13 protein-coding genes are annotated in these 15,498 nt (G+C 61.5%); 3 read left to right on the top strand and 10 right to left on the bottom strand.

Going from position 1 to position 15,498, the window contains the following annotated elements; all coding sequences use genetic code 11:
- Nucleotides 1-12: 12 nt before the first annotated feature.
- The 3 genes from PSAKL28_RS16940 to yghU all read right to left on the bottom strand — a co-directional run bounded on the left by PSAKL28_RS16940 (nt 13) and on the right by yghU (nt 5,555).
- Nucleotides 13-1,005: an SCO family protein gene (locus tag PSAKL28_RS16940; protein ID WP_038612717.1), complete on the bottom strand. Its 993-nt coding sequence runs from the start codon at nt 1,003-1,005 to the stop codon at nt 13-15.
- A 41-nt stretch (nt 1,006-1,046) separates the two neighbouring features.
- Nucleotides 1,047-4,448: an Ig-like domain-containing protein gene (locus tag PSAKL28_RS16935; RefSeq protein WP_038616837.1), complete on the bottom strand. Its 3,402-nt coding sequence runs from the start codon at nt 4,446-4,448 to the stop codon at nt 1,047-1,049.
- A 267-nt stretch (nt 4,449-4,715) separates the two neighbouring features.
- Nucleotides 4,716-5,555, bottom strand: a complete 840-nt coding sequence (gene yghU / locus PSAKL28_RS16930; RefSeq protein WP_038612715.1) for a glutathione-dependent disulfide-bond oxidoreductase — start codon at nt 5,553-5,555, stop codon at nt 4,716-4,718.
- Nucleotides 5,556-5,627: 72 nt separating this feature from the next.
- Here yghU and PSAKL28_RS16925 point away from each other — a divergent pair, with 72 nt between their 5' ends.
- On the top strand, nt 5,628-6,044 hold the full coding sequence (locus PSAKL28_RS16925; protein ID WP_038612713.1) for a bleomycin resistance protein: 417 nt from the start codon (nt 5,628-5,630) through the stop codon (nt 6,042-6,044).
- 164 nt (nt 6,045-6,208) lie between these two features.
- On the opposite strand, the gene PSAKL28_RS16920 is transcribed toward PSAKL28_RS16925, so the two are convergent.
- The 4 genes from PSAKL28_RS16920 to PSAKL28_RS16905 form a co-directional block, all read right to left on the bottom strand.
- Nucleotides 6,209-7,561, bottom strand: a complete 1,353-nt coding sequence (locus PSAKL28_RS16920; RefSeq protein WP_038612711.1) for a glutamine synthetase family protein — start codon at nt 7,559-7,561, stop codon at nt 6,209-6,211.
- A 23-nt stretch (nt 7,562-7,584) separates the two neighbouring features.
- On the bottom strand, nt 7,585-8,142 hold the full coding sequence (locus PSAKL28_RS16915) for a helix-turn-helix domain-containing protein (RefSeq protein WP_038612709.1): 558 nt from the start codon (nt 8,140-8,142) through the stop codon (nt 7,585-7,587).
- A gap of 12 nt (nt 8,143-8,154) precedes the next feature.
- Nucleotides 8,155-9,444 carry an NAD(P)/FAD-dependent oxidoreductase gene (locus PSAKL28_RS16910; RefSeq protein ID WP_038612707.1) on the bottom strand — a complete coding sequence of 430 codons (1,290 nt, stop codon included), beginning with the start codon at nt 9,442-9,444 and terminating at the stop codon, nt 8,155-8,157.
- A 105-nt stretch (nt 9,445-9,549) separates the two neighbouring features.
- On the bottom strand, nt 9,550-9,999 hold the full coding sequence (locus PSAKL28_RS16905; RefSeq protein ID WP_038612705.1) for a multidrug/biocide efflux PACE transporter: 450 nt from the start codon (nt 9,997-9,999) through the stop codon (nt 9,550-9,552).
- Nucleotides 10,000-10,093: 94 nt separating this feature from the next.
- On the opposite strand from PSAKL28_RS16905, the gene PSAKL28_RS16900 reads away from it, so the two are divergent.
- A complete protein-coding gene (locus PSAKL28_RS16900; protein WP_038612703.1) occupies nt 10,094-10,954 on the top strand; it encodes a LysR family transcriptional regulator in 861 nt (286 codons plus the stop codon).
- On the opposite strand, the gene PSAKL28_RS16895 is transcribed toward PSAKL28_RS16900, so the two are convergent.
- Nucleotides 10,896-12,107 (bottom strand): GGDEF domain-containing protein, encoded by a 1,212-nt coding sequence (locus PSAKL28_RS16895; RefSeq protein ID WP_051939457.1) that lies wholly within the window; start codon nt 12,105-12,107, stop codon nt 10,896-10,898. The genes PSAKL28_RS16900 and PSAKL28_RS16895 overlap by 59 nt on opposite strands.
- A 226-nt stretch (nt 12,108-12,333) precedes the next feature.
- Here PSAKL28_RS16895 and PSAKL28_RS16890 point away from each other — a divergent pair, with 226 nt between their 5' ends.
- Nucleotides 12,334-13,170: a 5'-nucleotidase, lipoprotein e(P4) family gene (locus tag PSAKL28_RS16890; RefSeq protein WP_038612701.1), complete on the top strand. Its 837-nt coding sequence runs from the start codon at nt 12,334-12,336 to the stop codon at nt 13,168-13,170.
- 66 nt (nt 13,171-13,236) lie between these two features.
- Here the strand turns inward: PSAKL28_RS16890 and PSAKL28_RS16885 are convergent, their stop codons facing one another.
- Together PSAKL28_RS16885 and PSAKL28_RS16880 are read right to left on the bottom strand one after the other, a co-directional pair.
- Complete coding sequence (locus PSAKL28_RS16885; protein ID WP_038612699.1) at nt 13,237-14,436, bottom strand: amidohydrolase family protein; 1,200 nt, start codon at nt 14,434-14,436, stop codon at nt 13,237-13,239.
- 102 nt (nt 14,437-14,538) lie between these two features.
- On the bottom strand, nt 14,539-15,228 hold the full coding sequence (locus PSAKL28_RS16880; RefSeq protein WP_038612697.1) for a GntR family transcriptional regulator: 690 nt from the start codon (nt 15,226-15,228) through the stop codon (nt 14,539-14,541).
- Nucleotides 15,229-15,498 lie beyond the last annotated feature (270 nt).

Below are 15,498 nucleotides of genomic sequence, written 5' to 3'. Positions count from 1 at the left end.
TGAACTCCTTTGTTAGTTACTTGCTTGCGAAGTACTGACAGGCGCCTGCGGCTGTAGGCGTTCGGTCTCTTCTTCCAGGTATGTCAGCAAGGCAGAGATCTCGACATCGCCCAAACGCAGGTTGGGCATCGCCAGGCGGTTGTATTGCTCATACAACAACATGGCCAGCGGATCCTTCTCTGCCAGCATCACATCTGGTTCTTTGATCCAGCGGGTAAGCCAGGCAGGGTCGCGCTGGCGGGTGACGCCGAGCAAATCCGGGCCGATGCTGCGCATCCCGGCGTGCTCGGTATCGCCGAGCGTGTGACAGGAAGAGCAGCGCGTCCGATAGATCTGTTCGCCGACGCTGGGCTGGCGCACGCTGGGGGCTTCGGCATAGTCGTTGGTGTTGGCACTGGCCAGCTTCCAGTTGTGCAGGCTTTTGCCCAGGCGGTCGGCCAGCACATAGGGGTTTTCCATCGGGGAAGCCTTCATCCAGCGCCCGGTGCTTTGATTACCAATAATCAGGCTGAGGTTATGGTCTTTGGTTTGTCCGTCATCGACACCCTTGATGAACAGGCCGAGCTTTTGTCGCAACAGGGTGATGTCGTCTTTGTTACCGGTCAGAAACTGCCAGCCGGGGCCAATCTTGAATTTCTCGGCATAGTGTTTGAGCACTTCCGGGGTATCGGTTTCTGGATCGATACTGATCGAGTAGAAGAACACATCGTGCCCCACGCGTTCGCCGAGCAGTTTCTGCACTTGTCGCAGGCGCGCGGTTTCCAACGGGCACGAGTCGGTACAGGTGGTGAAGATGAAGTTGATGGCCACCACCTTGTCTTTGATCAGGTCATCAAAAAACCGTACTGGCTGACCGTCCTGGTTAATCAGCGGGGTGTTGGGAAAGTAGTCCCGGCCCCATTGCTGGGCCGGGGCACTTTCACTGACGGCCGCCAATGACCACTGCGCGCTGCACAGCGTAAGGAGCAGCAAGCGGCTGAGTATTTTCGAAGTTTTCCAGCCCATGCCTGTTACCTCCTGAAGGTGTGTAGGATCAGCGACGGTTATCAACGCACCGTGAGTGGAACGGTGATGGCTTTGCCGTTAAGCGGCTTGATCGTTACCGTCGGGTTTGGCGAAGGCCCGCTGCCCGTGGTGCTGGCGGACAGCCGCCAATTGCCACCGGACAACACCGTCGCAGTCCCCAGGCTCAAGGGTCCGTTGTTGGTCGATGCAGTCACCGCGAGGGTTTCGCCAATCTTCATCGCGCTGGTTCCGACCAGCTCCCAGGCGTACCGGCTGTTACTGCGAACGGTGACGCTGGCGCTGGTTACCTTGAGGTTCTGATCAACCTCTACCGCCGCCGGAGTGACTGCAACGCTCACGTTGGCCGCCAGTTTTGACACACCGTCCCGCGCATCCTTGACCTTGTATTCGAAGACTGCGCTGTAGGCTTCGTTTACCGTCGCGGGTGGGGTAAAGGTCACCTGGGTCCCGTTGGTGCTGACACTGCCCTGACCTGAGTCCGGTTGCCCCAGGCTGACGACGGTCAGCGGTACGTCACCATCGGGGTCACTGTCGTTGGCCAGCACATTGAGGGTGATCGGCACGCCGGCTTTGGTGGCGCCGCTGTCATCCCTGGCCACGGGCAGTTGATTGTCGTCTTCACCTTCACCCGGTCCTTTGTCGTCCTCATCACGGAAGCCAGGCAGGGCGGCGGAACTGATGAATTCCACACCGTCCCAAGTCGGCATGGGCGAAGGCATCAGCTCGATCTGCCCCGGGTGCTCAAGGTCAAAGCGCAGCAGCATGGAGTTGTCTTCGTGCTGAGTGTTATGGCAATGCTCCATGAAGGTGCCGGCGAACTCGCGGAAGCGGATCGCCATCTCGACTTCCTCGGAGCTGTCGACTTCCGGTCCTACACGATAGACGTCTTTGCGGGCCCATTTTTCCCACTCCGGTGGCGCCTTGCCGTCGCGGTTGAGAATGACCCCTTCCTCGAAGTGCACATGCACCGGGTGGCTCCAGCCATTGCCGCCATTTTTGATCTTCCACACTTCCAGGGTGCCGTCGCCTGAGTAGCCTGCGTCGGTCGGGCCTGAGGCCAGCTGCGGGGCGGCAGTGATGCGCCGCGGGTCCATGGCGTAGCCAAAGCCGCCGTCGGTCTTGATCGTCCAGGGTTGGGTGTCGGTGCCGTCGGAACGCCCGAATTCAAAGCTGCGGTGGCGCGCCTGCTTGAGCTTGGCCTGCATGTTCTGATCGTTACGGTCGATGGTCAGCGGGATCATTTTCTTGCCGGCGGCTTTACCCGGTTTGGCCGGTTCATAGGCCACAGGGTCCATGCTCAGGTCGTTGCCGCTGTAAGGCTTGACGTTGAGCTGGAGGAACTTGCCGACCACCGGGTCGCCGTCGCGCCACCTCGGGCCTTTGCTGGCCTGGTCGATGACCGCTTTGTATTTCTCGGACAGGACATCGGCCAGCGACACCGCGTCCTCGCTCGGGCCTTTGCCGGTGTCGTGCTCCATGAGGTTGACGAAGAAGATCTTGTCGCCGGGCTGAATCCCGTGTTTAGCGAAGTTGATGATGATGTCGTAGCGCTCGGCGATGGCCATGGTCGGCATGATGCCGTTGTCGTCCTTGAGGTCGCCGTTGCCGTTCAGGTCCAGGCTGCCATCGAAGGGGACGGCATGTTCCATGATGTTGCCGTCGTTGGCGATCATGTGGAACGGCACCCGGTTGTACGACACCCCGGAGCCTTGCGGGCCGCGAAATTCACCACCAGTGCCACGCACTTCGCGGACCACGGCGATCTTCATGTAGCGCGACACCGAGCCATTGAGGATGCGCAGGCGATAGCTACGCGCGCGCACGTCAAAGTAGGGTTTGTATAGCCAATTGACCATCATCTGGTCGCCGATGAAGCCGTCGATGTTGAACGGGTTGAACCACAGTTGGCCACTCTGGTCCCAGGCCTTGTCGGCAAAGGTCAGGTTGACGTCATAGTCACGGTTGCCCCAAGGCAATGCCGAACCGCTGGGCAGGCGCAGGTTGACGCCGTCTTCCAGTGCCTCGTTACCGCGGTCAAGGGCGCTGTAGTAGTTCATCATCGCCGCGTTGCCCTTGTAGACGTTGTGGGCGGTGAAATCGAGCATGTGATCGTGGAACCAGTGGGTGCTCATGGTTTCGCGCCAGTCACCGCGGACTTTGATGCTGCCGTTCTGGCAGGTCTTGAGCCCGGGTTGGCTATCGTTGACCCAGAGTGTTTCCCCCTCGGCGCAGGGGAACGCGGCCCTGGGGTCTTGCGCGGTGGTGTTGATGGAGTCGTAGCCGGCCAGTTGCACCGGCCAGCGGTAGTCGTAGTACTGACCGGGGAAGAAGAACGCGTTGGTATAACCGTCGCTTTCGGCCGGGTTATGGCCGTTGTGTTCATGGGTGCTGAGGGTATGCAGGCCGAAGCCGCCGTTGGCTGCCGGGTCGATTGGCAAGGCGTTGTAGTGACGCATCAGTATCGGTTGGCCGTAGCGGGCCATCAGCAGCTTGGGCGGCAGCGTGCCGTCGAAGGTCCACAGTGAGTTGTGGTTCTGGATCGGCATGTTCGGGTGAAAGCGGATACCGATGCCCTTGGCCGTCCCCTCGGTAGCAGGTACACCGGCGGTGTTGTGATAAAGCCCGCCGGGGCCGAACTCGCCTTTGGCGTAGCCGTGCATTTGCCGGTTGTCGCGCAAGCCCTGGTTGACCCGCGCGCCGGCTTGCGCGGTCTTGATCGCCGCCTGCGGGTAGAACTCGTTCCAGCGTTGATGCGACCAGCCTTTTCCTGGTGGCCGGCCCTCCGCCGGCGAGCCGACTGGGTGGCGGTTGAGGAAGGCTTCGATCTGCGCCTTCCAGGGATTGCGGTCGAGGACGTTGGCGTATTGCGTCGGGAACGGCAATAGCCCTGGTTGGCGAAGAAAGGTTTCCAGTGCCGCGCCGGTGGGACCGCTGCGAGCGACACTGTTGGGATCTTGCTCCGGGGCTGGCCCGGTTGTGGGGATGGGGAAGGGAAGGGTACCGGCTTCGACGGTCGGGTCGAGTTTCTCCGGGCCGAATTCCTCATACAGCAGCATCTGCTGGGTAAAGGGTTGTGCACCGAATAGCGGGCTGGCCAGGCCATTGGTGGGGTAATTGAAGGATGTCTGCTGAGCCGGCTGCAGAACGTTTTCAGTCCGTGGCGTGGTTCGGTCGCCGTACGCGCCGTTAGGCAACGCAAGCGCACCGTGGTTGCCCTCGGGCAACGACTTCAGCGCCTCCAGCGCTTGCTGCACGGCCACAGGGTCGGTGGGGTGGGGCGTGTAGGCCGAGGGGTCGGTCGGTGACGGTGGGCTGGTGTCGTCCATCGGCACGGCACTGGCAGAGGAAATTCCGAGTGCGATCAACAGCGCAGATGCAACGCCAGAATAGCGGAAAAGATCAAGGGTCGATCGGCGCTGCATAGGGTTGTTGTACATAGCGGTAACCTCGTTCCGTACCCGGTTGGGTGCTGCTGCGATGCCATATGAGTGTCAAACTGCCACTTTGTAATGGCAGGGGCAAAAAGCGCACCAACTTGGAGGGTCGAGGGTTATCGAAGAAAAAGCAGTTTTTATTCAATGGCTTGTATGCAGGCCCTGTAAAGGGCGCTAAGCCGGTTTTGTAGGTGGGTGGGGGGAGTTCCCCATTTCTGGTTATGGGTGAACATCTCCCCTCCGGCTGATCGAGAATCAGTCCAGATCCGCTGCCTGATGCCGCTCCGGCACCTGGGTTTCCTCATCTCCCCAGGTCCGGTTTACCCGTTGCCCACGCAGTACCGCAGGGCGTTTGGCGATCTCTTCTGCCCAGCGTTGCACGTGGGTGTATTGCTGCACATTGAGGAACTCACCCGCCGAATACAGGTTGCCCCGCACCAGCTGGCCGTACCACGGCCAGACGGCAATATCGGCAATGGTGTAGCTGTCACCCGCCAGATAGCGGTTTTCGCTGAGGCGGCGATCAAGCACATCGAGTTGGCGTTTCGCTTCCATGGTGAAGCGGTTGATCGGGTACTCGAACTTCTCTGGCGCGTATGCATAGAAATGTCCGAAGCCGCCACCAAGGTAAGGTGCCGAGCCCATTTGCCAGAACAGCCAGTTCAAGGTTTCCGTACGCCCAGCGGGGTCGGAGGGCAGGAAATGGCCGAATTTTTCTGCCAGGTACAGCAGGATCGAACCGGACTCAAACACGCGAATGGCCGGCTCCACGCTACGGTCCAGCAAGGCCGGTATCTTCGAGTTGGGGTTGATCTCGACAAAGCCGCTGGAGAACTGATCGCCTTCGCCAATGCGGATCAGCCAGGCGTCGTACTCGGCGGCGCTAACCCCGAGCGCCAGCAGTTCTTCGAGCAGGATGGTGACCTTCACGCCATTGGGGGTGGCCAATGAATAAAGCTGCAAGGGATGCTTGCCGACCGGTAGTACCTTGTCATGGGTCGGCCCGGCGACTGGCCGGTTGATGTTGGCGAATTCACCACCCGACGGGGCGTCATGCGTCCAGACCTTGGGCGGGGTATAGGGTGCTTTGCTCATTGGGTCAATTTCCTGGTTTGCTCAACGATTTGTAGATAGATTGGCTCGCAAATAACTGAAAGGAAGCAGTACATGTTCAAGATGAACGCCCTGGTCCCGGAACTGATCGTTTCCGACCTCGGGCAAAGCCTACGCTTTTACTGCGACGTGTTGGGCTTCAAGGTTGAGTACGACCGCGCGGAGGACAAGTTTGCCTTTCTGTCCTTCGGCAACAGCCAGATCATGCTCGAGCAAGACTGGCACACGGACTCGCCCTGGCGTGTTGGGCCATTGGAGCCGCCGTTTGGCCGTGGGATGAACCTGTCCATCGAATGCCCCGATGCCTTGGCGTTGGCAGGCGCTCTGGAGCGGGCAGGTTACACCCTTAGACAGGCGGTTGAGGAGCGTTGGTACCGTAGCAATGATCAGCACCGGGGGCAGCGGAATTTTCTGGTGCTTGATCCGGATGGGTATTTGCTGCGATTTGCTGAAGATCTGGGGTGGCGATAGGGGGACTGTGGGAGCGGGCCTTGCCCCGCGATCGGCTGCAAAGCAGCCGTAAACCTCAGCACGCGGTGCAGCTGCTACACCGCATCGGCTGGATTCGCTGCCGCTTCGCGGCAGATCGCGGGGCAAGGCCCGCTCCCACAGGGCGCTGCCCATTCAAGACTGCATCAAAGGAACCAGCGGTACTCCCGGGCGCTGATGTCCTGCATGAACGCCAGATGGTCCTGACGCTTGTTCTCGCAATAGACCATCACGAATTCACTGCCCAGGCTCTGGTTGACTACCGGGTGCTGGCGCATGGCACTGACGGCACTGAGCATGTCCTTGGGAAATTCGATGCCACTGCTGCGATCTTCGTTGAGCGGCGCGATGGGCTCCCGGGCGGCATCCAGGCCATGTTCCATGCCGCTGAGGATCGCGGCCAGGACCAGGTACGGGTTGGCATCGGCACCGGCCAGGCGATGTTCGATACGCAGGTTGCGCGGGTCGGATTCGGGGATGCGAATGCACGCGTCACGGTCCTCAAAACCCCAGCTGGCGCGGCTGGCCGCATTGACCATGGCGCCGTAGCGACGCATCGCATTGTGGTTGGCGGCGAAGATCGGCATGCAGCTGGGCAGCAGTTCCAGGCAGCCGGCCACGGCATGGCGCAACGGGCGCTGCTCATCGGCGGCGAGCAGGTTGTTGCCGTCCTGGTCATACAGGCTGACATGCACATGCATGCCGCTGCCCGGTGCCTCCAGGTAAGGCTTGCTCATGAAGCTGGCGCGCATGCCGTGCTTGAGTGCCACGCCACGGGTGCTGCGGCAGAACAGTGCGGCCCAGTCGGCAGCGCGCAGGCCGTCGTCGCAGTGGCCGAAGTTGATCTCGAACTGACCAGGGCCAAGTTCGGCAGTGATGACGTTAGCGTCCACGCCTTGTTCATTGGCAGCCTCGACCATCTCGCGCAGTACGTCGGAGTAACGTGACAGACGCTCGATGTGCATGTTCGGCTGGTCGTCGGGGTCATCGCTGAACGGGTCGCGGGGAAACTGTGGCAGACCTTCCTTGAGGCTGCGGTCGAACAGGTAGAACTCCAGCTCGAACGCGACTACCGGGCGAATGCCGCGACGCTGCAGACGCTGCAGGACCTGGGCGAGCACTTCCCGCGGTTCGAACTCGATGGGCGCGTGGGTGCCGTCGGAGCTGATCAGCATCTGCCCCAGCGGCTGGTTCTCCCAGCGCACCGGTTTGAGCGTGCCGGGGATCAGGCGCCGTGGCGCATCCGGGTCGCCATCGTGGAAGCAGTAGTCGCCGATCGGAAACAGACCGCCCTGGACGCCCAGCAGCACGCAGTTCTGCGGCAGCTTCAAGGGGCTGCCGGCGGCGACCTTCTCGAGCATGTCGATCGGGTAGCGCTTGCCATAGAAGTGCCCGGGAATGTCCAGGCTGATCAGGTCGACATAGCGCACCTCGGGGAATCGAGTGCGAAAGTCACGGACTTCAGTGAGCAGATCGGGAAAGCTTTTTGTTGTTGTCATCGATTGCGATCCTGCAGCGTGGTTCAACGGAATACCCAGAGCACCCGTGTCGGTTGCTCGGTGAGGTTGGCGTAACGAAACTGGCTGTGCGGCGGGAGCTGGAAGCTGTCGTTGGGACCCAGGGTCACCGGTTCTTCACTGTCATCGAGCCACAGGCTCAATTGCCCTTCGAGGACAAAGCCGCCTTGCTCGGAGCTGTCGTTCAAGTGGCCTTCGCCGCTGGTGGCACCGGGGGCCAGGTGACTTTCGAGCATGGAGAAACTGCCGGTGAGCTTGGGCGAGACCAGCACGTCGGTGATACCCCCGGCGTAGTAGAGCGTGCGCCGCTCTCCTGGGCGGGTGACCCAGTCCACTTCGCGTGGTTTGCTCAGGTTGTAGAAATAGGTGGTGGGCACATCCAGGGTTTCGCTGATGGCGGTCAGGTCGGCCACGGTGGGGCGCGACAGGCCACGTTCGACCTGGGACAGAAAGCCCACCGAGCGATCAATGCGCTGGGCCAGTTCGCCCAGGGTCAGGTTGCGGTGCTTGCGCAGGTCACGGATCAGGATCGCCAGGCCTTCGATTTCATCCTGCATGTCCATGGTGCTGTCCTCTCAAAGGTTGTCGCGCAGGCGGTACCAGGCCTTGGCCGCGGCTTCCAGCGGGGCGGCGAGCAGATCGCCGCCGGGGAAGCGGCCGTTGTCGATGGCCTGGTACAACGCCAGCAAATCGTTGTCGCCGAGAATGGCATCGCTGACGGCGCGGGCGCCGGCCAGGGTCGGCAGTACGCCATGCCCGGAGAAACCCTGCAACCAGTAGCGTTGACCGCTGCGGCCAATGTCCGGGGTACGCCGCAGGCTGCAATCCAGATGCCCGCCCCAGGCATGCTCGATGGCAACCCCGCGCAACTGCGGGAAGGCGCGTTCCAGCACCGGGCGGGTGGCGGCGGCAACGTCTTGGGGAATGCCGCCCAGATAGGTGCAGCCACCGCCAAACAACAAGCGGTGATCAGGGGTCAGGCGGAAATAATCCGGTACGAACTGGTTGTCGATCACGCAGCTGTTTCGGGGCAGCAACGAACGTGCGAAGGCGGGGTCCAGGGGCACAGTCGCCACCTGGTAGGAGCCCACTGGCAGCAGGCGCCGCGACAGTTGTCGGTCAAGCTTGTCGATGTAGGCATTGCAAGCCAGGACCAGGACATCGCTGCGCACCTCGCCGTGTTCGGTGCGGGCAACGAAGCCATTGGCGGTTTCACGGTAATCGAGTACGCGGGTCTGTTCGTACAGGCGTCCACCGGCCTCTTCAATCGCCGATGCCAGGCCTTGGGCCAGTTTCAACGGGTTGAGGTGCGCACCTTGCGGGTCGTACAGCGCGGCCTGGTAACGTGGGCTGTCGATCCACTCCGGCAAGGCTTCACGCTCGATCAGTTGCAGCTCGTTGTATCCCCATTTTTCGCTGGCTTCGCGTTGGGCTTCGCGCAGCATGCCGACGCGCCGGGGCAGCACGGCGGTCCACAGGCTGCCGGGACGGTAGTCGATATCGAAACCATGGCGTTCAGGAAGTTCACGCATCTCGTGGGCGGCCCAGCACATGCTGTCCCACAAACGGCGCGTGCGTTCCATACCGAGATGCTTTTCCAGTGGCGGCATGTCGCACGACCAGCCCAGCAGCGCCTGCCCGCCATTGCGCCCCGAGGCCGCCCAGGCCACACGGCTGGCCTCCAGCAATGTCACCCGCTTGCCCGCCAGCGCCAGACGCACGGCCGTATGCAAACCACTGAAGCCGGCACCGATGATCAGCACCTCGGTGTCCAGGCGCTCATGCAGGGTAGGGCGCAGCGGGATGGCACCGGGGTAGGTGCGGGCGTAGTAGCTGGCGACATGCTGGGCGGATTGCTTGAACATGGCGGGTCTCGTGAATTTTTATTGGTATATTTTCATGAAAAACTACCAGATAAATTTCACGAGTCCAAGCCCCCATGGATTTAAAGGCGTTGCCCGCGGCAACGCTCATTGCACTTGCAGCGGGCTGGTGCGGGCGTTGAGCAGCCGCTGACGCAGCAGGTCATAGGCCCAGTTGTAGGCCATGGTGTACGGCAGCATGAAGACGAAGAAACCGATCTCCAGCATGAACGCCTGCACCAGCGACAGGTTGAGCATCAGCGCGGCGATAGGCACACCGATCACCACAAAACCGATCTCGAAGCCGCTGGCATGCAGGGCCCGTACCTTGACGCTGCGCTTGACCCGCTCAGCCGGCCAGAGCCGGTCGAACACGCTGTTGTAGAGCATGTTCCAGAGCATCGCCACGGTCGACAGCACCACGGCCAGGGTGCCGACTTCGAGCATCGAGCGATTGAGCAGCCAGGCGCCGAGCGGGGCACAGATCAGCACGGCAATGGCCTCGAAGCCTACGGCGTGGACGATACGCTCGACGAAGGATTTGTTGGAAACACGCATGACATCACCTGGAACGATTGGATTCGACGAGGTGATTGTCATCGCTTTTTTGCTTATGTTAAAAATGTATTCCATCGATAAAAGCGATAGACCAATGCGCTATTCCCCCGAAGCCCTACACGCCTTTGTCGAAGCCGTCGCCCTTGGCTCCTTCTCGGCAGCGGCGCGCAAGTTGCGCAAAAGCCAGTCGACCATCAGTGCCGCGATCTCCAACCTTGAGGCCGACCTGGGCGTCAGCCTGTTCGATCGCCAGGCTCGTCACCCGGTGCTGACCGAAGCCGGGCGCAAGGTGCTCGGGCACGTCCAGGAGATCCTTGCCGCCAGCGAACGACTCGACGAGCTGAGCATCCGCCTGGCCGATAACGTCGAACCGCGGCTGACCATCGTCCTCTCGGACATGTATCAGCTCACCCCGGACAATCAGGTGATGCACCAGTTCGAGCAGCGCTACCAGGATATCGAACTTGAATGCATGATCGCTGAAGGGGGGGATGTCTTGAGCCTGCTGCAAAGCGGCCGCGCGCACCTGGGGTTGCTGGCGGCGCAAGCGCATTACCCGCCGGATATCGGCGTGCGCAGATTGCCCGGGCAAGCGCAGATGGGCATTTTCGTTGCCAGCGGACACCCGCTGGCAGCACTGCAGCAACCGACCCAGGCGCACCTGGCCAGCCATCGCCAGCTGTACCTCAATACCTATGCCGACAGCGAGAACAAACCGCAGGGGCGAGTCTGGTCGGCGCCGGATTACCTGTTGCTGCTGGAAATGACCGAGCAAGGTTTCGGCTGGGCCGAGTTGCCGCACGGTCTGGTGCAGCAGTATGGCCACGGCCAGTTGGTAGAGCTGGTGCTGGGTGGATGGCCGCGTCCGATTGCCGTGGATGCTGCCTGGTCGCGACTCAGCCCACCAGGGCCGGCGGGGTTGTGGTTGCTGGACTGGTTGACTCGGGAGCACTGAAAGCACCCTGGTACAGCTGCACACGGTTACGGCCTTGGTCCTTGGCCGCATACAGCGCGTTGTCGGCCATCGACAGCAGGCGTGAAAGCTCATGCTCGCCGGCATTGCCGGCAACGATGCCGATGCTGACGCTCAGTACGCCGGCGTCCAGCAGCGGCAAGGCGTGAAAGCTGTTGCAGATGCGTTGGGCGATCCGCAGTGCCTCGTGTTCATCAGCGTTGCCGAGCAGGCAGGCGAACTCTTCACCGCCGATGCGAGCGAACACATCTGCCTGGCGAATGCTCTGGCTGGCGACCTGACTGAAGGCGATCAGCGCCTGGTCACCGGTCTGGTGACCGTAGGCATCGTTGAGCCGTTTGAAGTGATCCAGGTCGCACAGCAACAGGGCCGCCGGCTCGCCGCGGCGGGCACAGTCCGCCAGCAACTGCGCGCCACGCGACATGAATGCGCGACGGTTGCCGATGCCGGTCAGCGGGTCGGTATAGGCGGCAGCCTTGAATTTCAGCTCGGTGCGTTCGCGCACCATGGCCAGGGTGACATAGGCGATGCCGATGGCGTAGAGCATTGATTCGAACAGCAGGAAAGCGAAAAAAATCGTGCCGTGGCCAGTGCTGGCAAGCGCATGCTCCAAGGATACGCCTTGGTCGGCGAAGCTGCGCACGGCGTAAAAGCCAGTGTGCGCCAGGGTCAGTAGCAGCGCAGGCAGGTAAGCCACTTCCAGGCGCTTGCGGTTGCGCCACAACTCGAACACTGACAGGCCGCCATAGACGGCAGTGAGCAGCGAATACAGGGTCACGCGCAGGCCAAGGTCGCCGTAGAAGCCTGGCATCAGCCCCCATAACGACCAGAACAGCGCGCCGGCGAATATGCCTGGCAGGTGCGCGGGACGACCGCCGAACACACGCATGGCGGTCCAGTTCAGCGCTGCCCCCAGCAGCAGGACGATATTGCCCAGCACCAGGGAAATGAAGTTGGGGGCCTGGCCACGCAGGCTCACCAGGGTTGCGCCGAGGGCGGCAAGTATCAGCATGCTCCCCAGGTAGCCGAGGGTTTGCTCGCGTACGCCGCGGCTCCAGGCGTGCAGGGTCAACAGGCCCATCAGGCCGAAAATGAACACGGCCACCATCAATAGGGTCGGGATGCTCAGCAGCACTCGTATCGCTCTCCATGCGGCCTTGCGCCGGTTTTCCGCGGCATGCTAGCCGAGCAGATGGTACTTTGCCAGCAGTCTGCTGCCGTCATCGGGTCAGACAAAATGCGTGGGTGCGTCACATTGTTGTGCCTGCGCGTCGCTTCGATTGCGGGGGGCTCAAGGCCTGAGGTATCAGTACCGCAACTGCCGCCACTCAAGAGCGGTAGATTACAAGGAAAGTCATCCAATGCCCCATTTCAAAAATGCGATCTCCCTGGCGCTTCTGTTGCTGGCCGCGCCCATGGTCAATGCCCAGCCTGCAAGTGCAGAGTCTGGCGCCGTACCCTCCAACCTGTTGGTCGATGCAGTGGCCTGGCGCCAGACTGCCGCGGAGTTCCGCGCGTTGTACTATCAAGGTTTCAACGTCGCCAAGGCACGCCTGGACCAGGCATTGGCCAATCAGAAACCGGGAGACAAGAAACCGGCGATCATCAGCGATATCGACGACACCATCCTCAGCAGCAATACCTACTGGGGTTTTCTGATCGCCCAGGGCAAGGAGTTCTTTGATGATGCGGTCTGGGACCGGTGGGTGGCTGACAATGGCCCGACGCCTACCCCAGGTGCCCTCGAGTTTCTGGAGTATGCCAAGTCCCGTGGCGTGGAAATCTTCTACGTGTCCAGCCGTGAGCAGGGCGACAAGACCTATGAGTACGCCCTGAACAACCTGCGCAAATACAAGGTGCCCTACGCCGACGAGGCCCATGTGACCATTCTGCGCGAGAGCTCGAACAAGGAACCTGCGCAACAAAAAATCGCCGGGCAATACAACGTGTTGCTGAAGTTGGGTGACAACCTCAACGACTTCGAGCGCAGCTTCTATCTCGACAGTGTCGACAAGCGGGCGCAGCAGGTGGACGACAGCCGCGACAAGTTCGGCAGCCAGTACATCATCTTCCCCAACCCCACCGACGGCCATTGGCTCAAAGCCATTTTCGGTGAGTCGGAGCCAGCCGACACGCCGGCCAACCGGGCCAAGTTTCGCGAGGCGGCGGAGCGGGGCGGCTGGAAACCGGCCAGCTGATGACACAAAAGCATCCCGCCAGCGACACGCGCGGCGGGATGTCTGGCTTTGCCGAGCAGGTTTTCGCTAGGCCCGCTGGATGTCAAATTGCAGGCCAACCGGTGCGGCCTGCAGCTCGCCACGGCGGACCATGCGCCGCTCGGCAGGGGCCGCAGCGACGGCGGCCGCGGCATTGGCTGCCTTGATGACAATGAAGGTCGCTTCGTTGCCGACCTTCAGCCCATAGTCGCTTTTCTCCATCACGGCGGCGCCCGCCGACGTGGCCATGGTCAGGGCCACATTCAGCTCTTCATCGCTGTAGAAACCCGAGCGGTAGCCGATCAGCATCGCCCGCTGGAGCATGTCGGCGTTGCCGTAAGGCCACCAGGCATCGCGAATATTGTCGTTACCGGCGAATACATTCACCCCGGCGGCGCGCAGGCGCAGGATCGGCGGGAAGGCGTGATCGCCCGGGGCGTTGGTGAGGATCGACACCCCGGCGTTCGCGAGGGTGGCGCCAATGCGCTCAAGCACATCCTCAGGCACTTGGCCCAGGGCATAGGCATGGCTGACACTCACGCGCCCTTGCAGGCCCGCGGCGCAGGTGCGGGCGGCGATCCGCTGCAGTTGCTCGACCCCTTGCAAACCCGGCTCGTGCAGGTGAATGTCGACCTTTACCCCGTGACGTTCGGCGATCCCGAACACCACATCCAGCTGACCTTCGGCATCGCCATCGAGCGTCGTCGGGTCGATACCGCCAATGACTTCGGCACCCTCGCGTATGGCGGCCTCCAGCACATCGGCCGTGCCCGGGCAGGACATCACCCCGGCCTGGGGGAAGGCCACCAGTTCAATGTCGACGATACCGCGCCACTTCTCTCGCGCCTGCATCACTGCGTGCAGGTTGCTCAAGCCGGTAGTGGCATCGACATCGACATGGCTGCGCATCGCTACCGTACCGAATGACACCGCCTGGCTGATCAGCGCATCGGCACGTTCGACCATTGACGGCGCCAGGGCCAGTTCACGTTTTTCCACGGCCAGGCGTTCACGCAGGCTGCCGACCGGCTGATGCGGATGCCAGCGGTCGCCGACAAAACTCTTGTCCAGGTGGATATGGCCGTCGATGAATCCCGGCAGCAGCAGTTGCCCGCCCAGGTCGATGCGCTCCACACCTTCAATGGCGCCCAGATCAGCGCCCAGGCGAGCGATACGGCCATCGGCGACGGCCAGGGACAGCGGACTGCCGTCGGCAGCGACGGCATTGACGAATACACGATCAAACATTTCACGACCTCTTGGTGGAGGCCGCACACCCTATAAAAGTGCCGGGGTATCGGCCAATTAAATATCGGGATCGATAGCAGTGGATTCGTGAATGCCCTTGTTTCAGCCGCCGATCAGGTGCTTGAGCGGGTGATAGTCGGCCTTCAGATTGTGGGTGGCTTTGAGGATCGCCTCTTCAATGCCGCTCAGGTGAGTGCACACCAGTTCGATGGCGGCGGCCTGATCGCCGGCTTCGAGGAACTCGATCAGGCGCAGGTGCTCATTGCCGCGGCAGGCTTCATGGCGTTCGTCATCGAGGGTCGAGGCATACAGCGAGCCGCGCTCGATCAGCTTGCGGAACCAGTCCAGAAGCACCGGGTTGTCCAGCACTTCAGCGAGGCGCAGGTGGAATTCACCGAGCAGATTGACGTAGCGCGCGTGATCACCGGCATCGGCCGCCGCTTCTTCTTGTGCCACATGCAGACGCAGGGGCTGTAGCAGGCTCTTGTCGGCGCGGCGGCAGAGCTCGGTGACAATGCCGATCTCGATCAGGCGCCGGGTTTCGAACACTGAACGGATGTCTTCATCGCTGGGCAGCGAGACCCAGGCGCCCTTGTTCAGCTCGGTGGACACCAGCCCGTCGCCTTCCAGCTGCTTGAGTGCGGCGCGTACCGACGTGCGGCTGACCTTGAACAGCTCCGCAAGCGAGGACTCGCCCAGTTTCATGCCGGGGCGCAGGGTGCGTTTTCTGATTGCCTCGTGGACCCCCAGGTAGACGCGCTCTACGGTCGATGCGGGGAGTTTTTCCGTCATTACCAGCTCCGTGATTCCTTGATTGCGCCAGCATGCCGGAAATGTGCGGTGACCAAAAGTTTCATGGTGAAAATGATCAGGCCTATCGCGGGGCAAGCCCGCTCCCACCGGGATCTGTAGGAGCGGGCTTGCCCCGCAATAGTGTGTGCATTGGTATCGAATAATTGTATACGCGCTACCTACTTCTGTTACCCGTGTTCTCATTCTTGTCACTTTGCACGCTGACCATTCGGTCAAATAAATTGGCTCTTCAGTGTGACTTTCTAAAAA

Source organism: Pseudomonas alkylphenolica (assembly GCF_000746525.1).
In the GTDB taxonomy this organism is placed as follows: Bacteria; Pseudomonadota; Gammaproteobacteria; order Pseudomonadales; family Pseudomonadaceae; genus Aquipseudomonas; species Aquipseudomonas alkylphenolica.
This window is presented reverse-complemented; position numbering and strand designations above follow the sequence as displayed.